The 22,678-nt window shown below is 63.0% G+C and carries 21 protein-coding genes; 13 read left to right on the forward strand and 8 right to left on the reverse strand.

Annotation, left to right across the window (positions count from 1 at the left end):
• The first annotated feature begins 62 nt into the window (after positions 1 to 62).
• Positions 63 to 2,738, forward strand: a complete 2,676-nt coding sequence (locus tag ACEN9F_RS23415) for a DNA topoisomerase III (protein WP_413423807.1) — start codon at positions 63 to 65, stop codon at positions 2,736 to 2,738.
• A 79-nt stretch (positions 2,739 to 2,817) separates the two neighbouring features.
• Entirely contained in the window at positions 2,818 to 3,324 is a 507-nt protein-coding gene (locus ACEN9F_RS23420; RefSeq protein ID WP_413423809.1) for an O-acetyl-ADP-ribose deacetylase, read from the forward strand.
• A 4-nt stretch (positions 3,325 to 3,328) separates the two neighbouring features.
• On the opposite strand, the gene ACEN9F_RS23425 is transcribed toward ACEN9F_RS23420, so the two are convergent.
• From ACEN9F_RS23425 to ACEN9F_RS23435, 3 genes are read right to left on the reverse strand one after another with little or no spacing between them, the layout of a single operon-like run.
• Positions 3,329 to 3,922: a hypothetical protein gene (locus ACEN9F_RS23425; RefSeq protein ID WP_413423811.1), complete on the reverse strand. Its 594-nt coding sequence runs from the start codon at positions 3,920 to 3,922 to the stop codon at positions 3,329 to 3,331.
• Between the two features lies 1 nt (position 3,923).
• The gene (locus ACEN9F_RS23430) at positions 3,924 to 4,592 is read right to left on the reverse strand and encodes a hypothetical protein (protein ID WP_413423812.1); all 669 of its coding nucleotides are present in this window, start codon (positions 4,590 to 4,592) and stop codon (positions 3,924 to 3,926) included.
• The gene (locus ACEN9F_RS23435) at positions 4,589 to 5,614 is read right to left on the reverse strand and encodes an NADP-dependent oxidoreductase (RefSeq protein ID WP_413423814.1); all 1,026 of its coding nucleotides are present in this window, start codon (positions 5,612 to 5,614) and stop codon (positions 4,589 to 4,591) included. The genes ACEN9F_RS23430 and ACEN9F_RS23435 overlap by 4 nt, the downstream gene beginning before the upstream one ends.
• A gap of 74 nt (positions 5,615 to 5,688) precedes the next feature.
• Here ACEN9F_RS23435 and ACEN9F_RS23440 point away from each other — a divergent pair, with 74 nt between their 5' ends.
• The 3 genes from ACEN9F_RS23440 to ACEN9F_RS23450 all read left to right on the forward strand — a co-directional run bounded on the left by ACEN9F_RS23440 (position 5,689) and on the right by ACEN9F_RS23450 (position 8,847).
• On the forward strand, positions 5,689 to 6,618 hold the full coding sequence (locus ACEN9F_RS23440) for a LysR family transcriptional regulator (RefSeq protein ID WP_413423816.1): 930 nt from the start codon (positions 5,689 to 5,691) through the stop codon (positions 6,616 to 6,618).
• A 20-nt stretch (positions 6,619 to 6,638) separates the two neighbouring features.
• Positions 6,639 to 7,118: a hypothetical protein gene (locus ACEN9F_RS23445; RefSeq protein ID WP_413423818.1), complete on the forward strand. Its 480-nt coding sequence runs from the start codon at positions 6,639 to 6,641 to the stop codon at positions 7,116 to 7,118.
• Between the two features lie 139 nt (positions 7,119 to 7,257).
• The gene (locus ACEN9F_RS23450) at positions 7,258 to 8,847 is read left to right on the forward strand and encodes a methyl-accepting chemotaxis protein (RefSeq protein WP_413423820.1); all 1,590 of its coding nucleotides are present in this window, start codon (positions 7,258 to 7,260) and stop codon (positions 8,845 to 8,847) included.
• A gap of 45 nt (positions 8,848 to 8,892) precedes the next feature.
• On the opposite strand, the gene ACEN9F_RS23455 is transcribed toward ACEN9F_RS23450, so the two are convergent.
• The 4 genes from ACEN9F_RS23455 to ACEN9F_RS23470 all read right to left on the reverse strand — a co-directional run bounded on the left by ACEN9F_RS23455 (position 8,893) and on the right by ACEN9F_RS23470 (position 15,553).
• The gene (locus ACEN9F_RS23455; RefSeq protein ID WP_413423822.1) at positions 8,893 to 12,474 is read right to left on the reverse strand and encodes a M1 family aminopeptidase; all 3,582 of its coding nucleotides are present in this window, start codon (positions 12,472 to 12,474) and stop codon (positions 8,893 to 8,895) included.
• A 10-nt stretch (positions 12,475 to 12,484) separates the two neighbouring features.
• Positions 12,485 to 13,378, reverse strand: a complete 894-nt coding sequence (locus ACEN9F_RS23460; protein WP_413423824.1) for an ABC transporter ATP-binding protein — start codon at positions 13,376 to 13,378, stop codon at positions 12,485 to 12,487.
• Positions 13,379 to 13,573: 195 nt separating this feature from the next.
• The gene (locus ACEN9F_RS23465) at positions 13,574 to 14,770 is read right to left on the reverse strand and encodes an ABC transporter permease subunit (RefSeq protein WP_413423826.1); all 1,197 of its coding nucleotides are present in this window, start codon (positions 14,768 to 14,770) and stop codon (positions 13,574 to 13,576) included.
• Positions 14,771 to 14,773: 3 nt separating this feature from the next.
• Positions 14,774 to 15,553, reverse strand: coding sequence for an ATP-binding cassette domain-containing protein (locus ACEN9F_RS23470; RefSeq protein WP_413423828.1), 780 nt, complete (start codon positions 15,551 to 15,553; stop codon positions 14,774 to 14,776).
• Positions 15,554 to 15,674: 121 nt separating this feature from the next.
• Here ACEN9F_RS23470 and ACEN9F_RS23475 point away from each other — a divergent pair, with 121 nt between their 5' ends.
• Positions 15,675 to 16,109: a hypothetical protein gene (locus ACEN9F_RS23475; protein ID WP_413423830.1), complete on the forward strand. Its 435-nt coding sequence runs from the start codon at positions 15,675 to 15,677 to the stop codon at positions 16,107 to 16,109.
• A 48-nt stretch (positions 16,110 to 16,157) separates the two neighbouring features.
• On the forward strand, positions 16,158 to 16,799 hold the full coding sequence (coq7, locus tag ACEN9F_RS23480; RefSeq protein ID WP_413423832.1) for a 2-polyprenyl-3-methyl-6-methoxy-1,4-benzoquinone monooxygenase: 642 nt from the start codon (positions 16,158 to 16,160) through the stop codon (positions 16,797 to 16,799).
• Positions 16,800 to 16,861: 62 nt separating this feature from the next.
• On the opposite strand, the gene ACEN9F_RS23485 is transcribed toward coq7, so the two are convergent.
• Positions 16,862 to 17,287: an OsmC family protein gene (locus tag ACEN9F_RS23485; protein WP_413427159.1), complete on the reverse strand. Its 426-nt coding sequence runs from the start codon at positions 17,285 to 17,287 to the stop codon at positions 16,862 to 16,864.
• Between the two features lie 143 nt (positions 17,288 to 17,430).
• Between ACEN9F_RS23485 and ACEN9F_RS23490 the strand changes: the two genes are divergently transcribed.
• The 6 genes from ACEN9F_RS23490 to erpA all read left to right on the forward strand — a co-directional run bounded on the left by ACEN9F_RS23490 (position 17,431) and on the right by erpA (position 22,631).
• The gene (locus tag ACEN9F_RS23490) at positions 17,431 to 19,617 is read left to right on the forward strand and encodes an NHL repeat-containing protein (protein ID WP_413423834.1); all 2,187 of its coding nucleotides are present in this window, start codon (positions 17,431 to 17,433) and stop codon (positions 19,615 to 19,617) included.
• A gap of 129 nt (positions 19,618 to 19,746) precedes the next feature.
• Positions 19,747 to 20,175 (forward strand): 50S ribosomal protein L13, encoded by a 429-nt coding sequence (gene rplM, locus ACEN9F_RS23495; protein ID WP_056157909.1) that lies wholly within the window; start codon positions 19,747 to 19,749, stop codon positions 20,173 to 20,175.
• Between the two features lie 9 nt (positions 20,176 to 20,184).
• The gene (gene rpsI, locus ACEN9F_RS23500) at positions 20,185 to 20,577 is read left to right on the forward strand and encodes a 30S ribosomal protein S9 (RefSeq protein WP_008445137.1); all 393 of its coding nucleotides are present in this window, start codon (positions 20,185 to 20,187) and stop codon (positions 20,575 to 20,577) included.
• A 159-nt stretch (positions 20,578 to 20,736) separates the two neighbouring features.
• On the forward strand, positions 20,737 to 21,774 hold the full coding sequence (argC, locus tag ACEN9F_RS23505) for an N-acetyl-gamma-glutamyl-phosphate reductase (RefSeq protein WP_413423837.1): 1,038 nt from the start codon (positions 20,737 to 20,739) through the stop codon (positions 21,772 to 21,774).
• 70 nt (positions 21,775 to 21,844) lie between these two features.
• Positions 21,845 to 22,216: a bactofilin family protein gene (locus ACEN9F_RS23510; RefSeq protein WP_413423839.1), complete on the forward strand. Its 372-nt coding sequence runs from the start codon at positions 21,845 to 21,847 to the stop codon at positions 22,214 to 22,216.
• A 52-nt stretch (positions 22,217 to 22,268) separates the two neighbouring features.
• Positions 22,269 to 22,631 (forward strand): iron-sulfur cluster insertion protein ErpA, encoded by a 363-nt coding sequence (gene erpA / locus ACEN9F_RS23515; protein ID WP_008445143.1) that lies wholly within the window; start codon positions 22,269 to 22,271, stop codon positions 22,629 to 22,631.
• The last annotated feature ends 47 nt before the right edge of the window (positions 22,632 to 22,678 follow it).

The following is a 22,678-nucleotide window of genomic DNA, read 5'->3' on the forward strand; positions in this document are numbered from 1 at the left end:
GGCGATCCATGTATGATGCGCATGCTGTCACCCTCCCAAGTGTTAAAAACGAGATACAAAATATGACCAAAACCCTCATCATCGCCGAGAAGCCTTCTGTCGCGAACGACATCGCGAAGACGCTTGGCGGCTTCACCAAGCACGATGAGTACTTTGAATCCGACGAGTACGTGCTGTCCTCCGCCGTCGGCCACCTGCTGGAAATCGCCGTACCGGAAGAACATGACGTCAAACGCGGCAAATGGAGCTTCGCGCACCTGCCGATGATTCCGCCGTATTTCGCGCTGAACCCGATCGCCAAGACCGAATCGCGCCTCAAGGTGCTGAACAAGCTGATCAAGCGTAAAGACGTCACCACCCTGATCAACGCATGTGACGCGGGCCGCGAAGGGGAACTGATTTTCCGCCTGATCGCCCAGAACGCCAAGGCCAAGCAACCGGTCAAGCGCTTGTGGCTGCAGTCGATGACGCCGGGCGCGATCCGCGAAGGCTTCACCCACCTGCGCAGCGACGAAGACATGATGCCGCTGGCCGACGCCGCCCGTTGCCGCTCGGAAGCGGACTGGCTGATCGGCATCAACGGCACCCGCGCCATGACCGCGTTCAACTCGAAAGAGGGCGGTTTCTACCTGACCACCGTGGGCCGCGTGCAGACGCCGACCCTGTCGATCGTGGTCGAGCGTGAAGAAAAGATCAAGAAATTCGTCGCGCGCGACTTCTGGGAAGTGCGCGCCGAGTTCGTCTGCGCGGCCGGCGTCTACGAAGGCCGCTGGCTGGACACCAAGTTCAAGAAGGACGAGACCGATCCGGAGAAGCGCGCCGAGCGCCTGTGGAGCAAGGCCGCCGCCGATACCATCGCCATGGCTTGCCGCGGCAAGCAGGGCGTGGTCACCGAGGAAGCCAAGCCGACCACGTCGATGGCGCCGGCGCTGTTCGACCTGACCAGCCTGCAGCGCGAAGCCAACTCGCGCTTCGGCTTCTCGGCCAAGAACACGCTGGGCCTGGCGCAGGCGCTGTACGAAAAGCACAAGGTGCTGACCTACCCGCGTACCGATTCGCGCCACCTACCGGAAGACTACATCCCGACCGTGATGCAGGCGCTGGAAGTGGTCAAGGAAAACCCGAACTACCACCAGTTCGCCAAGCAGATCCTGGACAAGAAGTGGGTCAAGCCGAACAAGCGCATCTTCGACAACACCAAGATCTCGGATCACTTCGCGATCATCCCGACCACGATCGCGCCGAAGAACCTGTCCGAGCCGGAACAAAAACTGTACGACCTGGTGACGCGCCGCTTCATGGCGGTGTTCTTCCCGCCTGCGGAATTCCAGGTCACCACCCGCTACACGGAAGTGATGGGCCATCAGTTCAAGACTGAAGGCAAGGTCATGACCAATCCGGGCTGGCTGGCGATCTACGGCAAGGAAGCGTCGACCGACGACGACAAGGACGGCAACGCCAACGGCAACCTGGTGCCGGTCGCCAAGGGTGAGAAGGTGCTGACCGACACGGTCAACGCCAACGGCCTGGTCACCAAGCCGCCGGCGCGCTACACCGAGGCGACCTTGCTGTCGGCCATGGAAGGCGCCGGCAAGCTGGTCGAGGACGACGAGCTGCGCGACGCGATGGCCGGCAAGGGCCTGGGCACGCCGGCGACGCGCGCCGCCACCATCGAGGGCCTGCTGACCGAACGCTACCTGCTGCGCGAAGGCCGCGAACTGATGCCGACCGCGAAAGCGTTCCAGCTGATGACGCTGCTGCGCGGCCTGGGCGTCAACGAACTGACCGCGCCGGAACTGACCGGCGAATGGGAATACAAGCTGTCGCAAATGGAAAAGGGCAAGATCTCGCGTGACGAATTCATGCGCGAAATCGCCCAGATGACGCAGGTCATCGTCAAGCGCGCCAAGGAATACGACAACGATACGATCCCGGGCGAGTACCACACGCTGCACACGCCGTGCCCGAACTGCGGCAGCGTGGTCAAGGAAAACTATCGCCGCTTCGCCTGCACCAAGTGCGATTTCTCGATGAGCAAGACGCCGGGCAGCCGCCAGTTCGAGATCGAGGAAGTCGAGCAGTTGCTGAAGGACCGCACCATCGGCCCGCTGCAAGGTTTCCGCTCGAAGAAGGGACGTCCGTTCGCGGCCATCCTGCGCATCGTGCGCGACGAAGAGATCAAGAACTTCAAGCTGGAATTCGACTTCGGCCAGAACGACGATTCGGAAGATTCGGAGCCGGTCGACTTCACCGGCCAGACCGTGCTGGGGCCTTGCCCCAAGTGCGCCGGCGGCGTGTACGAGATGGGCCTGGCCTATGTTTGCGAAAACAGCGTCGCCAAGCCGAAGACGTGCGATTTCCGCAGCGGCCGCATCATCCTGCAGCAGGAGATCCTGCCTGAGCAGATGGCCAAGCTGCTCAACGACGGCAAGACCGATCTGCTGCCGGGCTTTGTCTCGCAGCGCACGCGCCGTCCGTTCAAGGCCTTCCTGACCAAGGGCAAGGACGGCAAGATCAGCTTCGAATTCGAAGAGCGCAAGGCCAAGGCGCCGGCCAAAGGCAAGGCGGCAGCGGTTGCGGACGAGGGGGCCGACGGTGCGGCGGAAGCAGCGCCGGCGAAAAAAGCCCCGGTCAAGAAAGCCGCCGCAGCGAAAGCCGCGCCGGTGAAAAAAGCCGCAGCGAAAAAAGCGCCCGTCAAGAAAGCAGCGCCTAAGAAGGCTGCCGCCACCGTCGAGTAAATCTTGACGATGCAGACAAAACGGGACACGCGAGTGTCCTGTTTTTTTTGTGGCGCGCCGCTCCCGGTATGCTAAATTCATGGCTATGAAAGCAATCCAGTCCGACATCACCAGGCTGGCGATGGATGCCATCGTCAATGCCGCGAACTCCTCGCTGCTCGGCGGTGGCGGCGTCGATGGCGCGATTCATCGTGCGGCCGGGCCTGACCTGGTGCATGAATGCCGTCTGCTGGGCGGCTGCAAGACCGGCGATGCGAAAATCACCAAGGGCTATCGCCTGCCGGCCCGGCATATCATCCATACGGTGGGTCCGGTCTGGCGCGGCGGCAATGACGGCGAGCCGGAATTGCTGGCGTCCTGCTATCGGCGCTCGCTGGAGCTGGCCGCGGCCAACAGCGTGCGCAGCATCGCCTTCCCCAGCATCAGCACCGGCATCTATGGCTATCCGATAGAACTGGCGGCCGCTGTTGCGATAGCCACCGTGCGTTCCGGGCTGGCGGATCTGCCCGCCATCGAAGAGGTGACTTTCTGCTGCTTCTCGCCAGCCGACCTGCTGGTCTACGAGCGCATACTGGGCGAACGCTAGGAATTCAAACCGCTACGCGCCACGATGTGCCGGGCGCCATCGGTAAGTCGATCAATTCGCCGGATTGCCATCGCAGGGCTTGGCGCAAGCTCAGCGACACCGCCTGGCCTTCCTTTCCGCTGAGGTTGGAGGCCAGCGCGATCCATTGTTGATCGTGGCGATAGACGGTGAATTCACCCCCGCAAGCCCACGCCATCCAGTGTTCGCTGATGAGCAGGTAGGCGACCGCGTCGCCATTCACTTCCTCCAGCCGCACGCCGTGCATGGCGCCGGTCGGTTCGCGGTACCAGTCTTCTTCATAGCTGTTGTCGAGACCGGTTTCGTGGAGGTGGTCGGCGTCGTCGAAGCGCATCCAGCCGGCGTCGAGCTCGGCGCTGATGGCGGGGTAGGCGATGGCGGGCCGCCATTCGCAGCGCGCGCCGTCGACCACCGTCTCGCCGGCAAAGCCGGTGATGCCGATGTGGTCGACCGGAATGCGCAAGTCGATGTGGTAGCGCGACGCCTGGAACCACCACACCTGCGTGGTCAGGTCGCTGGTGCCGTTGCTGCGCCAGATGCCGCTACGGCGCCACAAGCCTTGGTATTCTGCTGGAACCATGTCACTTCAAATCGTCGGTGTAAAAGTAGACCGTACCACGAATGGCGTCCGGCCGTACCTGCAAGGCTTGCGCCAGCGCCGCCGCGCTCGGCTGGCGCAAGCCTTGCAGGCTGATCGTGATGTCCTCCGTCGCCGCAGCGGGCGCGGCGCGGTAGGCGACGATGTGGTCGTAGTCCGGCCGGCTGTCGATCTGCTTGACCAGGTAGCGCTGCCGGCCGTTGCCGATCTGCACGTAGCTGGCGCTGCTGCCGGCGCGCTGCTCGGGCGACAGCTTATGGAACATCAGTACCTTGTCGACCACGATGGTGGAGGCCGCATACTGCGTCTTGCCGCCTTGCTCGAAATGACCCTGGACCAGATCGGCCTTGAACTGTTGCAGCGGCGACGCCGATTGCGGCGCCAGCCGCGACAGCTCGAACTTTTCCGGTGCGATGGTCCACAACGCGGTCTTGCCGTCGAGCCGCTTGCGCAGCGCGGCGTCGGTCGCCGGATCGGCGACGTGCACCTGCAGCACCACCTGATAGTCGTGCGGCGCATGGAACATCGGCAGGTGCGATGCGTACAAGCCGTCCTTGCCGCCGAATAGCGCCATGCCGTGCATGCCGTAGGTCACGTCCGCCGCGCCGGCGCTGGTGGCGATCAGGGCCAGCGCGGCAATCAGCGCTCTCATGCCTTCACCAGCAGCTTGCCGCGATGCTCGCCGGTGAACAGCGAGTTCAACGCCGACGGCAATTGCCCGAAGCCGTCGATCACCGTTTCCTCAAACACGATCCCGCCCGCCTTGACCCACGGCGCGACGATGCGGACCATTTCATCCATGCGGTGCAGGTAGTCGCGTGCCAGCATGCCCTGGATCGTGGCGCGCTGGTACAGCATGTGATGCAGCAGGCGCGGCCCAAGTTCGGGCGTCTCCAGGCCGCCGCTGTACTGGCTGATCTGGCCGCAGATGACGATGCGCGCGCGGCGGTTGATCATCGGAATGATCGCATCGGTGACCATGCCGCCGACGTTGTCGAAATACACGTCGACACCGCCGGTCAGGCGCTTGATCTCGGCACCCAGCGTATCGGCATCGCCGAAGGCCTTGTAGTCGATGGCCCAGTCCGCGCCGAGCGTATCGCGCAGCCAGTCGCACTTGGCCTGGCCGCCGGCGATGCCCAGCACGCGCGCGCCGTGGCGCTTGGCGAACTGCACCACCAGCGAACCGACCGCGCCGGCCGCGCCGGACACCACCACCACTTCGCCCGCATGCGGCTTGCCCGACTCGGTCAGGCCGAACCACGCGGTGCGGCCCGGCATGCCGAGCACGCCCAATGCCGTGGTGACCGGCGCCAGGTCCGGGTCGATGCGTTTGAGGCCGCTCGCGTGCACGCGCGCATGGGTTTGCCAGCCGGTGTAACTGTGCACCCAGTCGCCGATGGCGAAGCCGGCCGCGTTCGAGGCCAGTACCTGCGCCACGACGGCGCCTTGCTGCACCGTGTCCAGCGGATGCGCTTCGGCATCGTAGGTCGGCTTGCTCGACTGGCCGATGCGCATGTAGGGATCGACGCTGAACCAGCGCGCGGCGATCAGCACTTCGCCGTCACCCAGCGTGGTGTCGAGTTGTTGTTCCACGAGCTCGTAATGCTCGGCGGTGATCTGGCCGGCCGGTTGGCGGCGGTAGATCCATTGTTTTTGGGTGAGGGTAGTCATGCTGCCGATGGTAAGATGTTCTTCATATCCGGTAAAGCAACTTAAATTCACTTTTTGTATCCCTTCAGGACATCATGAATCTCAGCGACCTGCGCATCTTCGTCAGTGCCGCGCACCGGCCCTCGCTGGGGGCTGCCGCGCTGGAAATGCATTTGACGCCGTCGGCCGTCTCCAAGGCGATCAAGCGGCTGGAGGACAGCCTGGGCAAGCCGCTGTTCGACCGCAGCAACAAGCAGCTGGTGCTGAACGACAGCGGCCAGTTGCTGCTGGGCCGCGCGCAGACGCTGCTGGCGCTGGCCGACCAGGCCAAGGTGGACTTGATGGGCGAGCGCGCCGCCATCGACAGCCGCGTCGGCGGGCCGGCGATCCTGTTGTGGCGCCACGGGCAGGTGCTGTCGCAAGCCTTGAGCGCCTACCCCGAGGGCAGCCTGCGCATGCAGGCGATGTTCGAGGATGAAGCGCTGGCGGCGCTGGCTCGCGGCGATGTCAACGCCGCCATCGTCACCAACGACGTCATCGAGGGGCGCGGCGAGCACTGGTCCGAGGAGTGGACCGCGACGCCGCTGGGCAGCGTCACCCTGCATCTGATGGCGGGCGCGCGGCATCCGCTGGTGACGTCGTTGCCGCCGGCGCCGTTGCTGGCGGCGTCCACCGCCGAGGTGCTGGTCCACGACTTCGCCTGCCCGTCGCGCTCCATGTTCTGCGGCGTGCAGCGCGGCCCCCGTTCCGACGGCTGGCGCGACGACCAACTGCCGCGCAAGATCCGCTACTGGACCGACGATCTGCAATTGCTGCTCATGCTGGTCAAATCCGGCGCCGCGCTGGCCTACCTGCCGGACTTCGCGCTGGCCGATCCCGAACTGCGCCGCATTCATGTCACGGATTGCGCCTTCGAGTGCGTCGAGCAGGTGACCTTGGTCTGGAATCACGTGCGGGCCAGCGCCTGGCAGCGCGAACTGGCGGCGACGCTGGAACGCAGTGCACGCTTGCATCTGGCGGCCTGAACATCTATATTGAAGCCATCATGACCGTCACGCTCAATACCGTCACCTCCAACGCGGCTTACCAGCCGTACGTGCCCACCGTGTCCCCCACGGCGGCCGGAGCGTTGTCGTCCGCGGCGGTCAGCCTGTCGGCGCAGTCGGCGGTGGTGGCCTCGCTGGGCGGATCGACCGGCGCCGCGGTGTACTCGCCGAGCGGCTTGCTCGATACCCTGCGGCAGGCCGGCACGGTGGCAGAGCCGGTCAGCATTCCCGAAGAGGGCAGCAACGTCGACACCTCCGGCACGGCCCAGCAGGCGCTCGACCAGGGCATCGTCTCGACGCTGGCGACCAGCGCTTCCGGCTCCGGCGTCTATACCGGCGCCGGCACGGTGAGCGGCTTGTCCGAGCAGGCGTCGGCCAACTGGGCGGAACTGCTCAAGGTCAACCCCAACCTGGCCGGCACGGTGATCGCCAATTCGTTCAACGCCGGGCTGGTCAGCTCGTTGCAAGTCACCGCCTAGTCACACGCCAGCAGTAAACTAGTTGCTGTGCTAAACTATTGATTCTTTAGGGCAACTTCAAATCTCCCGCCCGATTCGCAGTTTCAATAGAAATAACCTTCTTTATTTTCCAACATTGCCTTCACCGGCAATCTCTATCATGAATAATATGAAAATCGGCACGCGCCTTGCCGCGGGCTTTGGCTTGGTATTGGCGTTGATGACGTTGATGACCGTGATCGGCATCGGCCACATGCAAACCGTGGCGGAAGCCACCCGCGACATGATGCAGCAGCCGCTGGCCAAGGAACGCATGATCAGCGACTGGTATCGCCTGATCCACACCAGCGTGCGCCGCACGTCGGCCATCTCGAAGAGCTCGGATCCGTCGCTGGGGCCGTTCTTTGCCGAGGAGACCGCCGCATCGACCGCCGAGGTCAACGGCCTGCAGAAGAAAGTCGAACCGCTGCTGGACAGCGCCGAGGAAAAGACGCTGTTCACGGAAATGATGGCAAACCGCAAACGTTACCTCGCCTCGCGCGACGGCATCGTGACGCTGAAAAAAGAAGGCAAGCTGGAAGAGGCGGAAGAATTGCTGAACAAGCGCTTCACGCCGGACGGCAAGGCTTACCTGCAATCGCTGAGCAGCCTGCTGGACTTGCAGCGCAAGAGCATCGACGCCAACGCGGCGTCGATTGAAAACGTGTACGAGAACAGCCGCCGCTTCATGATCATCTTCGGCCTGGTCGTGCTGGCGCTGGGCGTCGTCTGCGCCTGGCGTTTGACGCGCGGCATCACCATACCGCTGAGCAAAGCGGTGGACATCGCCGTCGCCGTGGCCAACAAGGATTTGACCTCGCACATCGAAGTGACCACAAAGGACGAGACCGGCCGCCTGCTGGAAGCCTTGCAAAAGATGAACGATGGCCTGATCGGCATCGTGACCGAAGTGCGCAACGGTACGGAAAGCATTTCCAGCGCATCGAGCCAGATCGCCGCCGGCAACCTGGACCTGTCGGGCCGCACCGAAGAACAGGCGTCCAGCCTGGAAGAAACCGCATCGTCGATGGAAGAGCTGACCTCGACCGTGAAGCAGAACGCCGACAATGCGCGCCAGGCCAACCAGCTGGCGGTCACCGCCTCGGAAGTCGCCCAGCGCGGCGGCGGCGTGGTATCGGAAGTGGTGAGCACGATGGATGCGATCAACGGCTCGGCGCGCAAGATTGTCGACATCATCAGCGTCATCGACGGCATCGCCTTCCAGACCAACATCCTGGCGCTGAACGCCGCCGTGGAAGCTGCGCGGGCGGGCGAGCAGGGCCGCGGCTTCGCGGTGGTGGCGACCGAAGTGCGCAGCCTGGCGCAGCGCAGCGCGACGGCCGCCAAGGAAATCAAGACGCTGATCGACGACTCGCTGCAGAAGGTCGACGCGGGCAGCGCGCTGGTCACGCAGGCCGGCGTGACGATGAGCGAAGTGGTGGAGAGCATCCAGCGCGTGACCGACATCATGGGCGAAATCACCTCGGCCAGCCTGGAGCAGAGTTCCGGCATCGAGCAGGTCAACCAGGCGATCGGCCAGATGGACCAGGTCACGCAGCAGAACGCCGCGCTGGTGGAAGAAGCCGCCGCCGCCGCCGCCTCGCTGCACGACCAGGCCGATGCGCTGACCCAAGTGGTGGCGGTATTCAAGCTGGCCGAGGCCCCGGCAGCGCGCCGCGGCGCCGCCCAGCGCCTGCGCCTCGGCGTCTAAAAAATCCGGGGGGCGCTCCTTTCGGAGCGGCCCCCGGAGTTGTTTTTATTGCGCCTGCAGCTCGATGTTGATCATGTTGTCGTCGGGCTTGCGGTCGATGAGCTTGTTGTCCGGGTCGATGCCGGCCTTGGCCGGACGGCCGCTGACGATCACCGTGTAGTTGTTTTCCTTGCGGTCGATCAGCTTGCGCTCGCGCAGCAGGCTGTTGCCGTCCTTGTCGTCGACGCCGATGTCGATCCAGTCCTTGAGCGCGGCATCCTTCTCTTCGCCCTGGTCGTTGGCGCGCACCTTGGCCGCGCTGACGACGAACGAGACTTCATACTTGCCGTCGCTGAGCTTGCGCGCCGTCGCCAATACCGCGTGGTTTTCATACAGCACGATCTGGTTGAACAGGTCGTCGATCAGGTAGGCCTGGTCCGCCGGCGTGACCTTGCGCAGCGCATCGACCAGCACGTTGACGCTCGGGTACGGCCCGCTGCTGCGGCCATGCTGCGCCAGCATGTCCTTCAGCGCGGTGTTGACCTTGGCCTCGCCCAGGATGTCTTGCAGCTGGTACATGGCCAGGCTGCCCTTGCGGTACTGGATATAGTTCTGGTTTTCGTTCTCGGCCAGCGGCAATTCCTTCTTGCGCTCCAGCGCGCGGCCCATCAGATACTGGTCCAGGTCGTAGTGCAGGAAGCGCCGCATCTTGTTGGCGCCGAAACTCTTCTTCATCACCATCAGCGCCGAGTACTCGGCCAGCGTTTCGCTCAGCACGCTGCTGCCGCGCGTGTTGCCGCCGACCAGCTGGTGGCCCCACCACTGGTGCGCCACTTCATGCGCGGTGATGTAGAACGGGTAGTCGATGTCCTTCGGATTCTTGTCGTTGACCTTGGCGATGAAGCCCAGCGATTCGGAATACGGAATGGTGTTCGGATACGATTGCGCGAACGTGGCGTAGCGCGGGAATTCGACGATGCGCACCAGCTTGTGCTGGTACGGGCCGAAGTTGCGGGTGTAGTAATCCAGCGATTCCTTGATGCCCTTGTCCATGCGGTCGAGGTTGTACTCGTGGCCGGGATGGTAGTAGAGCTCGATGCCGACGTCTTGCCACCAGTCGCGCTTGACCAGGTAGTGCGCCGACTGGAAGGCGTAGAAGTTCAGTATCGGCTGCTCCATCTTGTAGTGGAAGTAGCGGCGGCCCTTGCTGACCCAGTCCTTGACCAGCGTGCCCGGCGCGATGGCGGTCTGGTCGGCGCTGGTGCTGACGGTGGCGTCAAAGCTGATCCAGTCGGCGTCGTTGCCGGCGAAGTTGTTGGCCAGGCCGCCGGCGTCGTCGCGCGGCAGCATGCGTTCGCGCGGCGGCAGTTCGTGCTTCTTGCGGTCGCGCGCGTCGTTCAGCTCGACCTGCTGCTGGTAGCCGATGTGCGGCATGTAGCTGTTGTTGAAGAAGGTGCCGTTGGCCACCACCGGCGTATCCTGGCCCATGCCGAGGATGCCTTGCGGCGCATAGCTCACTTCGAAGTCCATCGCCAGCTGCGCGCCCGGCACCAGCGGCTTGGCCAGCTTGTAGCTGTAGAAGCCCAGCTCGTCATCCTGCAGGCCGTTGCGCACTTCCTGGCTGAAACGCACGTGGTACTGCGTGACGGTGTTGTCCTGGTAGACGATCACGTCGTTGATCGGCTGCGTGGTTTTATTCTGCAGCACGTAGCGGCCCTTGACCAGCAGGCTGCGCTGTTCCGGCATGATCGCCACGTCCAGCTTGACGTCGGTGATGCGCGGCTGCGGGATGGCGGCGTATTTCTTGTACTTGCGCTCGTAGTCGGCCTTCTCGGTGTCCTTGCGGTAGGCCGATTTGTAGCAGTTGGCGATGTGCAGGTTGTAGAACAGCACGCCGCCGGCGGTGCCGAAGATCAGCAGGCCCACCGCCGCCATGGTCAGCACCGGCACGGTCAGCGCGTGGCGCGCCAGTTGCAGGCGCTGGCGCCAGCCGTCGTTGGTGCCGCGCGACCAGAACAGTAGCGAGGCCACCGCCAGCAGCAGGGCGGCGCCGCCCCAGTAGGCTTCGAACCAGCGCTCGCGGGCGATGAAGTGGCCGTAGCCGTTCATCGCCGAATAGATGAAGCTCGGCATGTTGCCGTAGATGAGCATCGGATTGTCCAGGCCGACCGTGCCGGCCGTGACGCTGACGATGTAATAGACGATCATCACGAAGTAGGCGATGTAGCGCTGGTTGATCAGTACTTGCAGCGCGATCGCCAGCACCGCCACCAGCGCATAGCCCGGCAGCTGCAGCAGGAACAGGTGGTAGAAGTACAGCCCCGGTTCGAGGATGAAATAGCCTTTGGCGATCTGGATAGCCATGCCGCACAACATCACGACCACCATCAGCAGGGCCTGCAGGCCGATCAGCGCGAACAGCTTGGCCAGCAGCGGCAGCCAGCTCGGGATCGGCAGCGCGTCCAGCATCTGCGACATGCGCGCCTCGCGCTCGCGCCACACCAGCTCGCCGGCGTAGAAGGTGGTGATCACCATCATGAACAGCGCGAAGGTTTCCGACACCGATTCCAGCACCAGGTAGGTGACCGGGTAGGTGGTGGTGCCGAACATCGAGCCCATGTCCAGCGCGCTGGCCAGCATCATCAGCACGCCGGCCAGCACGATCACCAGGAAATAGATGTTCTTGGTGGTTTCGCGCAGGTTCAGCCAGCTCATCTTCAGCAGCAGCCAGCCCAGGCTGCGGGCCTGGAAGTCCGGCGTTTCCTGCGTGCTGGTGGAGGTGGCGGACAGGTGCAGCGGGATCTCGCCTTCGCCGCGGCTGGTGCTGCCGGCGCCGCTGTCGATGGTGGCGATGAAGTGGAAGCGCCAGTAGCCGAGCAGCAGGCCGGCCAGCGCGAACGAACCCCAGATCACGCGGTTCAGCAAATACACGTCTTCCAGCCAAACCATGCGCGTGTTGCGCTCGATGATGGGCCAGTATTCGGTCAGGCGGATGACGGCGGTGGTGCCGAACGGGTCTATCAGCGCGGCCAGCGTCTTGTAGTCGAGGTCGCGCGCCAGTCCGGGGGCGACGATGTAGCCGATCAGCATGACCACGCTGGAGATGTAGACCGGCAGCATGCGCCGCGTCAGCGCGGCCAGGATGAAGAAGACGGCGCCGAAGATGAAGATGTTGGGCAGGATCACCGTCAGGTAGGGCATCAGGTAGGCCAGCGCGTCCGGGCGGCCCAGCCGTTCCGGATCGACGCCGGGAATGAAACTGCCCAGCCACGCGCCCAGCAGGATGCTGGTGAAGATCACGGCCAGGGTCAGGTAGGCGCCGAGGAAGCGGCCGAACATGTACTCGTGTTTCCGGATCGGCGCGCTGAAGAAGAAGTGCTGCATGTCGTACTCGAAGTCTTGCTGGATCGAGCGGCCCATCATGGCGGCCATGACGATCACGCCCAGCGAGCCGAGGAAGCTGGTGGTGAACATCAGCGAGCGCGGCGAGTCGATCAGCTGGCTGCCGAAGGTGACGGAAGCTTCCTTGAAGAAGCCGCCGGCGGCCATCATCCACAGCATGGACAACGCCAGGAAACCGGCGAAATAAACCCAGGTCGAGAGCAGCTTGAGGCGCTGTCGCGCTTCAAAGAGGGCGATGGCTAACATGGCGCCGCCCTTAATCGCAGGTGGCCGCGGCGCGATGGCGGCCGGCGATGGTGGCGAAGTAGACATCCTCCAGGTCGCCGATGGCTTCCTCGAAACCGTCGCCGGGATCGGTCTCGCTGTAGACGTGGATCAGGGTGCGGCCGGACAGCAGGCGCGACGAGATCACCGGATGGCGCAGCTGGAACGATTGCAGGTCGCGCTTGTCGATGAAGCGGGCCCAGATCTTGTCGCTGACGTCGTGGATCAGTTCCTGCGTCGGCCCGCACAGCAGCAGGTGGCCCTTGTTGATGATCGCCATGTTGGCGCACAGGTCGGCGACGTCGCTGACGATGTGGGTCGACAGGATCACGGTCTTGTCTTCGCCGATGTCGGACAGCAGGTTGTGGAAGCGCACCCGTTCTTGCGGGTCGAGGCCGGCGGTCGGCTCGTCGACGATGATCAGCTTGGGATCGCCGAGCAGCGCCTGGGCGATGCCGAAGCGCTGGCGCATGCCGCCCGAGAAGCCGCCCAGGCGCTGGTGGCGCACGTCGAACAGATTGGTTTGCTGCAGCAGGCCGTCGACCACTTCGCGCCGGCGGTTGCGGTTGCTCAGGCCCTTGAGGACGGCGAAATGGTCCAGCAGCTCGTAGGCGGTGACTTTCGGGTAGACGCCGAAGTCCTGCGGCAGATAGCCGAGCAGGCGGCGCAGCTCGTCTTTTTCATCCAGCACGTCGAGGTCGCCGAAGAACACCGAGCCCGAATCGCATTCTTGCAAAGTTGCCAATGTGCGCATCAGCGTCGATTTGCCGGCGCCGTTGGGGCCGAGCAAGCCGAACATCCCGGTCGGGATGGTGAGCGAGATATTGTCCAGCGCCACGACGCCATTGCCGTAGGTTTTAGACAAGTTGCTGATGCTTAATTCCATGCTAACTCCTGAAGGATTCTGCCTGTGCATGGCGGGCATTTCTGCACGGCCATACACTTTTCACATGATGGCATTGTATTGAATTTGCCCTATGGATGGGGCGCCATTGCGATAGTCGGCGGAAACGGCGCGCCAGAGTGCAGAATTGGCGGAACAGACCGTCGCGGAAGGTGGGTGGTTGAATAGACAACTTAATCAATTCCTGAACAAAACCTGCTCGCGGTTGAACCACCAGCGGCACAGGGCCAGCAGCGCGCAGGCCGTCAGCGTAGTTGACATTAAGATCACGGAAAACATGCTGTAGTCCATCGTGCCCTTGACCAGTTCCTTCATCGCCAGCGAGACGTTGGTCAGCGGCACCATCGCCCATTTCCAGTTCAGCTCGACGCCGGGCAGCAGCGCAACCAGGGTCGGCAGTACGGTGACGATGATCAGCGGCGAGATCAGCCCGGCCGCCTCCTTGTAGCTTTTGGCGTAGACCGAGATCGACAGCAGGATCGAGGCGAAGATGGCGGCGGTCGGCACCAGCATCAGCGCCACCATCGCCAGGTCCAGCAGGCCGATGGCGCGCACCATCTGCACCATGTCGCCGCCCACCATCGGGCCGAAGAAGAACAGCAGCCCGCCCATGCTGAAGATCATCAGCAGCGCCGAGGTCAGGCCGATGCTGAACAGCACCAGGAACTTGGCCACCACGATGGCGGTGCGCGAGACCGGCGCCAGCAGCAGCGTTTCCAGCGTGCCTCGCTCCTTTTCGCCGGCGCCGGTGTCGATCGCCGGATACATCGCCGACATCAGGCACACCATCAGCAGGATGTAGGGCAGCATGCCGCCGATCACGGCGCCCATCTGCTCGCGCTTGTCGGCGGTGGAATGGTCTTCCAGCGTGATCGGATCGAGCGCGAAGTTCAGCTGGGTCCTGTTGAGCTTGAGCTCGGACAAGGCCTGCTCGCGCAGCTCGCGGTTCTGGCCGCCGATCACCGACATCACGCGCTTGCGGGTCAGGTCGACCGTCACCGCGCTGTTGTAGTGCAGCTGGATGATGCCCTGGCGGTGCGCGGCCAGTTCGCCCTCCAGGCCGGAGGGGATCACCAGCGCGAACTTGATGCGGTCGGCGCCGATCGCGGCCTTGATCTCGGCCGGCGTGGCCAGCGCGACTTCATGGAAGCCCTTTTCCCTGGCGAAGCGCGCGGCCAGCTGCGGCGCGTGTTCCTTGCCGAAAATCGAGTAGGCCATCTCGGCCTGGCTGGCCTGCTTGAACATGCTCGACGACAGATAGCCGAAGCCGCCAAAGATCAGCGGCATCGCAAACACCGGCACGAACACGGTGAAGAAAAAGGTCCTGCGGTCGCGCGCCAGCTCCAGCAATTCCTTGAGATAGATGGTCCACATGGTTCAGCCTCCCTGGTTGACGACGCCGACAAAGGCGTCGTACAGATCGGCGCTGCCGCCCAAGTGGCGCAGCTCGTCGACCGTGCCGTGGAAGGCGGTCTTGCCGTGGTTGATGATGCAGACGCGGTCGCACAGCTTTTCCACCTCGTGCAGGTGGTGGGTGGAGAAGATCAGCGGCACCCGCAGCGCCTTGTAGCTGGCGATGAAGTCCAGCAGGATCTTGGCCGACATCACGTCCAGGCCGGTGGTCGGCTCGTCGAGGATGACGATGTGCGGCTCGTGCACCACGGTGCGGGCGATCGAGCATTTCTGCCGCATGCCGGTGGACAGCTGGTCGGCCCGCTTGTTGCCGAACTCGTGCATTTGCAGCAGCTCGAACAGTTCGTCGCAGCGGCGCTTCAGGTAAGCCGGGCTCATGCCGTGCAGGCGGCCGAAGTATTCGATGTTTTCGCGCGCGGTCAGGCGGCCGTACAGGCCGGTGCTGCCGGACAGGAAGCCGATCTGCTGGCGCGCCAGCAGCGGATCGGCCAGCAGGTCGACGCCGTTGGCATGGATGCTGCCGGCGTCCGGCTTCAGCGCGGTCGAGAGCAGGCGCAGCGTGGTGGTCTTGCCGGCGCCGTTGGGACCGAGCAGGCCCAGCACTTCGCCGGGCGCGCAGCGGAAGCCGACATCGCGCACCGCGTGGAACCAGCCGTCGTGGTCGCGCGGATCGCGCGCCTGCGCGGTTTTGCCGCCACGGGATGGCAGGCGGAAGCGTTTGGCCAAGCCCTTTACTTCGATCATCGCGCCGCCTCTCGTGGGAAAGTTTCAAGAATAGCATGCAAAAATTCCGGCACGCAAGCAACCAGCGATACAAACTGTGCTGATATCTTTGCTATAGTCGCACAAGGGAGCGAAGGAAAAAATGAATCCGCAATTGAAGGAAAAAATACTGGCGGTCACCCATTGCGGCGTGGACCGCATCGAATCCACCGGTTTCTTCCGCGTGGCGCTGGGGCTGTATTACCTGTCCGGCCTGATGACCAAGGAAACCCTGGACTTCACGCAGCTGGACCGCGAATTCAACCGCTTCATCTACCAGACCATAGGCAAGGGCCACAGCATCACCAGCATCCTGCAATACATGAGCGGCGAAAAGGTGGTGCCGGTGGTGGAATCGAAGCGCTTCCTGAAAGCCTTCGCCGAGCATTGCACCGAAGTGCCGGTCGAAAACATCCCCTTCCTGCTGGGCCTGAACCTGGGCGTGGCCAAGGATATCTCCGGCATCGACGTGCGCGGCCCGGTGGCCGACTACATCGAGCGCCAGCGCCAGTTGCGCGAGGCGGCCGACGCAAGCTGAGGCGGACGTCCCTTATAATGGGACTTTCCATCGAATCCGAGCTCGCTCATGGCCGCATATCATCACACTCCCCTGGATCGTTTCATCGCCGGCGCCGACAAGGCGCTGCGCGTGATTGCAGGCGTCGCCTCGGCATCGCGGCCGACGCCGGCGCTGCATGCGGCCGATGGCGAGCTGAGCGAAGCCGAGCGGCGCCACAGCGCCGGCCTGATGCGGGTCAACCATGTGGGCGAAGTGTGCGCGCAAGCCTTGTACAACGCGCAGGCGCGCTTCGCCCGCACCGAAGCGATCCGCGTGCAGTTCGAGCATTCCAGCCGGGAAGAGGAAGACCACCTGGCCTGGACCGCGCAGCGGCTGGCCGAATTGAATTCGCACACCAGCGTGCTGAACCCGCTGTTCTATGCCGGCGCGTATGCGCTGGGCACGGTGGCGGCGGTGCTGGGCGATGCGCGCAGCCTGGGTTTTGTGGTGGAGACGGAGCGCCAGGTCGAAGCGCACCTGGCAAGCCATCTGGACCAGCTGCCGCCGCAGGACGCCAAGTCGCGCGCGATCGTCGACCAGATGCGCATCGACGAGATCGAGCACGGCGCCGCCGCGCAAGCCTTGGGCGCCACGCAAACGCCGGCGCCGGTGCAGGCGGTGATGACGGTGATGGGCAAGGTCATGACCAGCACCGCGTATTACATCTAAAAGTCCGGTGTCAGTGCCGACATTCGGACATTGTCCGAATGTCGGCACTGACACCGGGAACTTTATGCGGCTTCGATGATCTCGAACGAGTGCGTGATCTCGGCGGTCTTGCCGAGCATGATCGAGGCCGAGCAGTATTTGTCGTGCGACAGCGTGATCGCGCGCTCGACGGCTTCCGGTTTCAATCCCTTGCCGGTGACGATGAAGTGGAAGTTGATCTTGGTGAAGACTTTCGGATCGCTATCCGCGCGCTCCGCCTTCAGCGTGCACTCGCAGCCGCGAATGTCGGCGCGGCCCTTCTTCAAAATCAGCACCACGTCGTACGCCGTGCAGCCGCCGGTGCCGAGCAGCACCATTTCCATCGGGCGCGGCGCCAGGTTGTGACCGCCGCCCTCGGGCGCGCCATCCATGTTGACCAGGTGACCGGAACCGGTCTGGGCCAGGAAACTCATGCCCGACGGGCCATTCCAGCTGACTTTGCACTCCATCATTCTCTCCGTTGAAAATCGTTGCCCATATTGTAAAGGAGTCTGGCCGGGAGTGGCTTGCATGAGGTTTTTTCACTTGTCTATTGCGGCGCAGCATCGGATAATTTCCTGCGCTTTATTGAGCAATCTCAAGGAGAGTTCCGATGGACCAGGCTATCAAATACCTCTGTTCGTATGGCGACCTGACTGAGCCCGGCACCACGCCGACCGGCCTGCTGGCCGACGACTTCACCCTCAATTCCCCGGTCGGCGTGCATGCCGATAGTTACGGCCGGCTGTGGGTCTGCGATACCGGCAACAGCCGCATGCTGGTGTTCTCGGCCGATCTCTCCGAGTTGCTGCACGTGATAGAAGGTCCGGGCGAGGCGGCCCCGGCCGCGCCGCGCCTGCTGATGCCTTTCCATGTGTGCCCCCATCCCGCCTACCAGATCATGTATTGCACCGACATGGGCCACGGCCGCGTGGTGGCCTACGCCTACGACGAGCACGAGGTGTGGCTGGACTTTATTTTCGGCGAAGGCGACGACACCTATGCCGCGCTGTCCGATCCGAACGGCATCACCATCGTGCGCGAGCGCGACGGCATCGACTACCTCTATGTCTGCGACGAGTTCTTCCACACGGAGGACGACCTGGCCAGCCGCTGCGTCAAGTTCACCTTGGACGGCAAGTTCGTCACGCAGTTCCGCTACGTCGGCGGGCCGGGCGTCAAGCATCAGTTGCTGTGGCCGCAAGGCATCGCCAGCGATACGCAGGGCAATCTCTACCTCGCCAACACCGGCCACTATGAAGTGCTGAAGATCAGCACCGACTGGCCGATCGTCGACGGCGTGGTGCAGTCGCCGCACGACACGGTGATGTTGCACCAGCACGGCAAGCCCACCGGCATCGGCAAGTTCAACGTGATGCGCTCGGTGTGCGTGATCGGCGACCGCGTGATGGTGCCCGGCCATATCGAGAACGCCATCGCCGTCTACGACCTGGACGGCAAGCTGCAGACGGTGGTCGACGGCTTGCTGCCGCTGTGGAACCACAAGCCGGAGCCGGTGCATTCGCTGTCCGACTTTGTCTACGGCGCGCTGGAGGATGTGGTGTTCGTCGGCCCCTACCAGATCTGCGCGGCCGACGAGCCGGACGTGTACTTCATCAGCGAGCCGTTCGCCTCCAGCGTGATCAAGGTGCGCATCCCGCGCGTGAGCGGCGAGGAGGACGCGCTGCTGATCGAATCGGTGGGCCACCGGCGCGACGACCAGGACCGGCTGCGCCGCACCTCGCAATTCAATTGCATGACGGCGGTGATCGGCATCGACCCCGAACGCCGCGCCGCGCCGCGCGATGTCGGCGTCGGCAGCTGGATGGACCAGTGGGCGACGGCCACCACCCGCGTCTATCAATACTGGTACGACCAGTTCCGCACCCACACCGGCATCGATCCGCTGGCGCGGGTGGGGCGGGCGTCGCTGAACATCGATTCCGGCAACTGGTGCCTGAAAACCTTTAATACCGATGCCGACCCCTACCACCAGCTGCAGGACATGATGCGCGGCTTCTTCGTGCCCGGCGACCTGGCGATGGACGTCTACTATCCGCACACGCCGCCGCTGGGCCAGATCTGCCCCGGCACGCCGATCGTCTTCGTCACCAACTTCAATCTGTGCACGGTGGCCATGTACCAGTTCAGCCCGGCCGGTTACCTGATCAACTACGGCGTGCCGTTCGGCCGCGAGGGCATCGGCGGCGAGGGCACCTTGAAGGCGCCGCAGGGCATCGCCGTCAACAGCCGGGGCGAGATCTATATCGCGGACTCGCTCAACAACCGGATTTCGATGTGGCAGATCCAGCCGACCGGCTACGTGTTGTTCCGCAAGAACTTCCGCTGGCAGTCGGACGAGGACTTCACGCCCTGCGACATCGCCATCGACGCCGAGGACCGCCTGTTCGTCTGCGACCAGTTCAACAACTGCCTGCGCGTGTTCGACCGCGAGGGCAATAGCCTGTGGAGCTACGGCTACCTCGGCTATTGCGACAATGTCGATGTTGACTATGAGAAATTCATGCTGCCGGCCAGCGTCTGCATCGACGGCGACCGGCTGATCGTCAACGACTTGGTCAACCGGGCGCTGAAAGTGTTCCGCATCGGCGACAGCAGCCTGACGTACGAGACCGGCATTTCCGTGTTCAAGAAGTACCCGGACGCGGGCGGCGTGTGGATGCCGTACTTCATCCACGCCGCCGGCGGACGCCTGTATGTGCCGGACACGACTTTCAATGTCGTCAATGTTTTCCGCTATGGCGCACAGGAGGCGGCTTCCGAGCCAATCGCGGCTTGACGCCGGCGGTGGTTCCCGCTTATACTTGTCGGCTTTCCGTTCGCTCAGGAAAGTAAATAAGAAGGCCGAGTCCGCTGAAGCAATGGCGGAACCACCATTTGAGCGTGTTTTACTATTTAGGAAGTCAACATGAAAACTTTTTCCGCAAAAGGACATGAAGTCCAGCGCGATTGGTTCGTGATTGACGCGACGGACAAAGTCCTCGGACGTGTTGCCAGCGAAGTGGCACTCCGACTGCGCGGCAAACACAAGCCAGAATTTACTCCTCACGTCGATACCGGCGATTTCATCGTCATCATCAACGCAGGCAAACTGCGCGTGACCGGCACCAAAGCAACCGAGAAGACCTACTACCGTCACTCGGGCTACCCAGGTGGCATCTATGAGACCAACTTCCTGAAAATGCAACAGCGTTTCCCAGGCCGTGCTCTGGAAAAAGCCGTCAAGGGCATGCTGCCGAAGGGCCCACTGGGCTACGCAATGATCAAGAAGCTGAAAGTGTACGCTGAAGGTTCGCACCCGCACGCTGCTCAGCAACCTAAAGCACTCGAAATCTAAGGAACTGACATGATCGGTAACTACAATTACGGCACCGGCCGTCGCAAGAGTGCAGTAGCTCGTGTGTTTATCAAAGTTGGCACTGGCCAAATCATCGTTAACGGCAAGCCAGCGGCTGAGTACTTCTCCCGCGAAACCGGCCTGATGGTTATTCGTCAACCACTGGAACTGACCGGCAACGTCGAGCGTTTTGACATCAAAGTCAACGTTCACGGCGGCGGCGAGTCCGGCCAGGCAGGTGCTGTGCGTCACGGCATCACCCGCGCCCTGATCGACTACGATGCAGCGCTGAAGGGCGATCTGGCACGCGCCGGCTTCGTTACCCGCGATGCACGTGAAGTTGAACGTAAAAAAGTTGGTCTGCGCAAAGCACGTCGCGCAAAACAATTCTCGAAGCGTTAATTTTTACGCTGTGGTGCGCTGCTTGCGGCGCACCCTCAAAAAAGCCGCCGGCCTTGTGTCGGGCGGCTTTTTTGCCATCTGGCTACGGTCATACGCCTGTAGCGCATGCCTGATAAAATGGCACCCATTCTCACGCATCACCTCATTCAAGGAAAGAACATGATCAAAGTTGGCATCGTCGGCGGCACCGGATACACCGGAGTGGAATTGCTGCGACTGTTGGCAGTCCACCCCGATGTGGAACTGACGGCAATCACCTCCCGCAAGGAGGACGGCTTGCCAGTGGCTGATATGTTCCCATCGCTGCGCGGCCGCGTGAATATCGCGTTCTCGTCGCCGGACAAGGCCGACCTGAGCAAGTGCGACGTGGTGTTCTTCGCCACCCCGCACGGCGTCGCCATGGCCCAGGCGCCCGCGCTGCTGAAGGCCGGCGTCAAGGTGATCGACCTGGCGGCGGATTTCCGTATCAAGGACAAGGCCGTCTTTGAAAAATGGTACAAGATCGACCACACCTGCCCGGACCTGCTGGAAGAAGCGGCCTACGGCCTGGCTGAACTGAACCGCGACGCCATCAAGGGCGCGCGCCTGGTCGCCAATCCGGGCTGCTATCCGACCACCATGCAGCTGGGCTACTACCCGCTGCTGAAAGCCGGCCTGATCGACGCCGGCGCGCTGATCGCCGACTGCAAGTCGGGCGTGTCCGGCGCCGGCCGCAAGGCGGAGATCGGCACGCTGTTCTCCGAGTCCAGCGACAACTTCAAGGCCTACGGCGTGGCCGGCCACCGTCACACGCCGGAAACCTCGGCCCAGCTGCAGAAGTTCACCTCGGACAAGGTCGGCCTGGTCTTCACGCCGCACCTGGTGCCGATGATCCGCGGCATGCATTCGACGCTGTACGGCCGCCTGACCAGGGACGTGAGCAACGAACAGCTGCAAGCCTTGTTCGAAGAGCAATACAAGGATGCGCCGTTCGTCGACGTGATGCCGTTCGGCTCGCACCCGGAAACCCGTTCCACGCGCGGTTCCAACATGCTGCGCCTGGCGCTGCATCGCCCGGACAACGGCAACACCGTGATCGTGCTGGTGGTGCAGGACAATCTGGTCAAGGGCGCTTCCGGCCAGGCCGTGCAGTGCATGAACCTGATGTTTGGCCTAGAAGAGACAACCGGCTTGATGCAGATCGCGCTGCTGCCGTAAATCAAAGTGTGGTGGGATGGGGATAGTAAATTAGGGATTCCCAGCCAATTTTGCGACCAGAAAGCCACACATGACCGATATGGACAGCCTGATCGGCACCTCTACCCGCATCGACGGCGACCTGTTGTTTCGCGGCGGCTTGCGGATTGATGGCCAGGTCACCGGCAATGTGACCGCGGAAGCGGGGCATTCCAGCTACCTGGTGATCGGCGAGAGTGCCCGCGTAGAGGGTGAAGTACGGTGCGACCACCTGGTCGTCAACGGCGAGATCAAGGGCGGCGTGCACTGCGCCGCCTTGCTTGAAATCCAGCCGAAAGCCCGCATCATTGGGGATGTCAGCTATAAAGTCTTAGAAATGCACGGCGGCGCACAGGTGCTGGGGCGATTGACCCACCACGACAGCTCCGACGCAGGACCGCATTTGGTGGTTGCTGGAGCATAAATTACGCCAAGGGTCTATAATGGGCCTAAATGTTTTCACGTAGGAGTCTGAAATGAATGCTGTCGCCGAATCGCTGGATGTAATCCCGTCGCCTATCATCTTTACCGATAGCGCGGCCGAAAAGGTCGCTCAACTGATCGAGGAAGAGGGTAATCCCGACCTGAAACTGCGTGTTTTCGTGCAGGGCGGCGGATGTTCCGGCTTCCAGTACGGTTTCACGTTCGACGAAATCGTCAACGAAGACGACACCACCATGGTCAAGAACGGCGTTCAGCTGTTGATCGACTCGATGAGCTACCAGTACCTGGTCGGCGCCGAGATCGACTACAAGGACGACCTGGAAGGCGCGCAATTCGTCATCAAGAACCCGACCGCGACCTCGACCTGCGGCTGCGGCTCGTCGTTCTCGGTATAAGTCTTACCCCGCGCCTCGCGGGCGGCGGCGGCGGACAACTTCGGTTG

Source organism: Duganella sp. CT11-25, from assembly GCF_047302815.1.
Classification (GTDB): Bacteria; Pseudomonadota; Gammaproteobacteria; order Burkholderiales; family Burkholderiaceae_D; genus Rugamonas.

What these genes read in the sequence shown, in the direction of transcription:
- ACEN9F_RS23465 (WP_413423826.1), bottom strand. Translation starts at nt 14,770, where the DNA reads ATGTGGACCATCTATCTCAAGGAATTGCTGGAGCTGGCGCGCGACCGC.
- ACEN9F_RS23430 (WP_413423812.1), bottom strand. Translation starts at nt 4,592, where the DNA reads ATGAGAGCGCTGATTGCCGCGCTGGCCCTGATCGCCACCAGCGCCGGC.
- ACEN9F_RS23415 (WP_413423807.1), top strand. Translation starts at nt 63, where the DNA reads ATGACCAAAACCCTCATCATCGCCGAGAAGCCTTCTGTCGCGAACGAC.
- ACEN9F_RS23460 (WP_413423824.1), bottom strand. Translation starts at nt 13,378, where the DNA reads ATGGAATTAAGCATCAGCAACTTGTCTAAAACCTACGGCAATGGCGTC.
- rpsI (WP_008445137.1), top strand. Translation starts at nt 20,185, where the DNA reads ATGATCGGTAACTACAATTACGGCACCGGCCGTCGCAAGAGTGCAGTA.
- ACEN9F_RS23455 (WP_413423822.1), bottom strand. Translation starts at nt 12,474, where the DNA reads ATGTTAGCCATCGCCCTCTTTGAAGCGCGACAGCGCCTCAAGCTGCTC.
- ACEN9F_RS23485 (WP_413427159.1), bottom strand. Translation starts at nt 17,287, where the DNA reads ATGGAGTGCAAAGTCAGCTGGAATGGCCCGTCGGGCATGAGTTTCCTG.
- ACEN9F_RS23420 (WP_413423809.1), top strand. Translation starts at nt 2,818, where the DNA reads ATGGCTATGAAAGCAATCCAGTCCGACATCACCAGGCTGGCGATGGAT.
- ACEN9F_RS23475 (WP_413423830.1), top strand. Translation starts at nt 15,675, where the DNA reads ATGAATCCGCAATTGAAGGAAAAAATACTGGCGGTCACCCATTGCGGC.
- erpA (WP_008445143.1), top strand. Translation starts at nt 22,269, where the DNA reads ATGAATGCTGTCGCCGAATCGCTGGATGTAATCCCGTCGCCTATCATC.
- ACEN9F_RS23490 (WP_413423834.1), top strand. Translation starts at nt 17,431, where the DNA reads ATGGACCAGGCTATCAAATACCTCTGTTCGTATGGCGACCTGACTGAG.
- ACEN9F_RS23510 (WP_413423839.1), top strand. Translation starts at nt 21,845, where the DNA reads ATGACCGATATGGACAGCCTGATCGGCACCTCTACCCGCATCGACGGC.
- ACEN9F_RS23470 (WP_413423828.1), bottom strand. Translation starts at nt 15,553, where the DNA reads ATGATCGAAGTAAAGGGCTTGGCCAAACGCTTCCGCCTGCCATCCCGT.
- ACEN9F_RS23450 (WP_413423820.1), top strand. Translation starts at nt 7,258, where the DNA reads ATGAATAATATGAAAATCGGCACGCGCCTTGCCGCGGGCTTTGGCTTG.
- ACEN9F_RS23440 (WP_413423816.1), top strand. Translation starts at nt 5,689, where the DNA reads ATGAATCTCAGCGACCTGCGCATCTTCGTCAGTGCCGCGCACCGGCCC.
- ACEN9F_RS23435 (WP_413423814.1), bottom strand. Translation starts at nt 5,614, where the DNA reads ATGACTACCCTCACCCAAAAACAATGGATCTACCGCCGCCAACCGGCC.
- argC (WP_413423837.1), top strand. Translation starts at nt 20,737, where the DNA reads ATGATCAAAGTTGGCATCGTCGGCGGCACCGGATACACCGGAGTGGAA.
- rplM (WP_056157909.1), top strand. Translation starts at nt 19,747, where the DNA reads ATGAAAACTTTTTCCGCAAAAGGACATGAAGTCCAGCGCGATTGGTTC.
- coq7 (WP_413423832.1), top strand. Translation starts at nt 16,158, where the DNA reads ATGGCCGCATATCATCACACTCCCCTGGATCGTTTCATCGCCGGCGCC.
- ACEN9F_RS23445 (WP_413423818.1), top strand. Translation starts at nt 6,639, where the DNA reads ATGACCGTCACGCTCAATACCGTCACCTCCAACGCGGCTTACCAGCCG.
- ACEN9F_RS23425 (WP_413423811.1), bottom strand. Translation starts at nt 3,922, where the DNA reads ATGGTTCCAGCAGAATACCAAGGCTTGTGGCGCCGTAGCGGCATCTGG.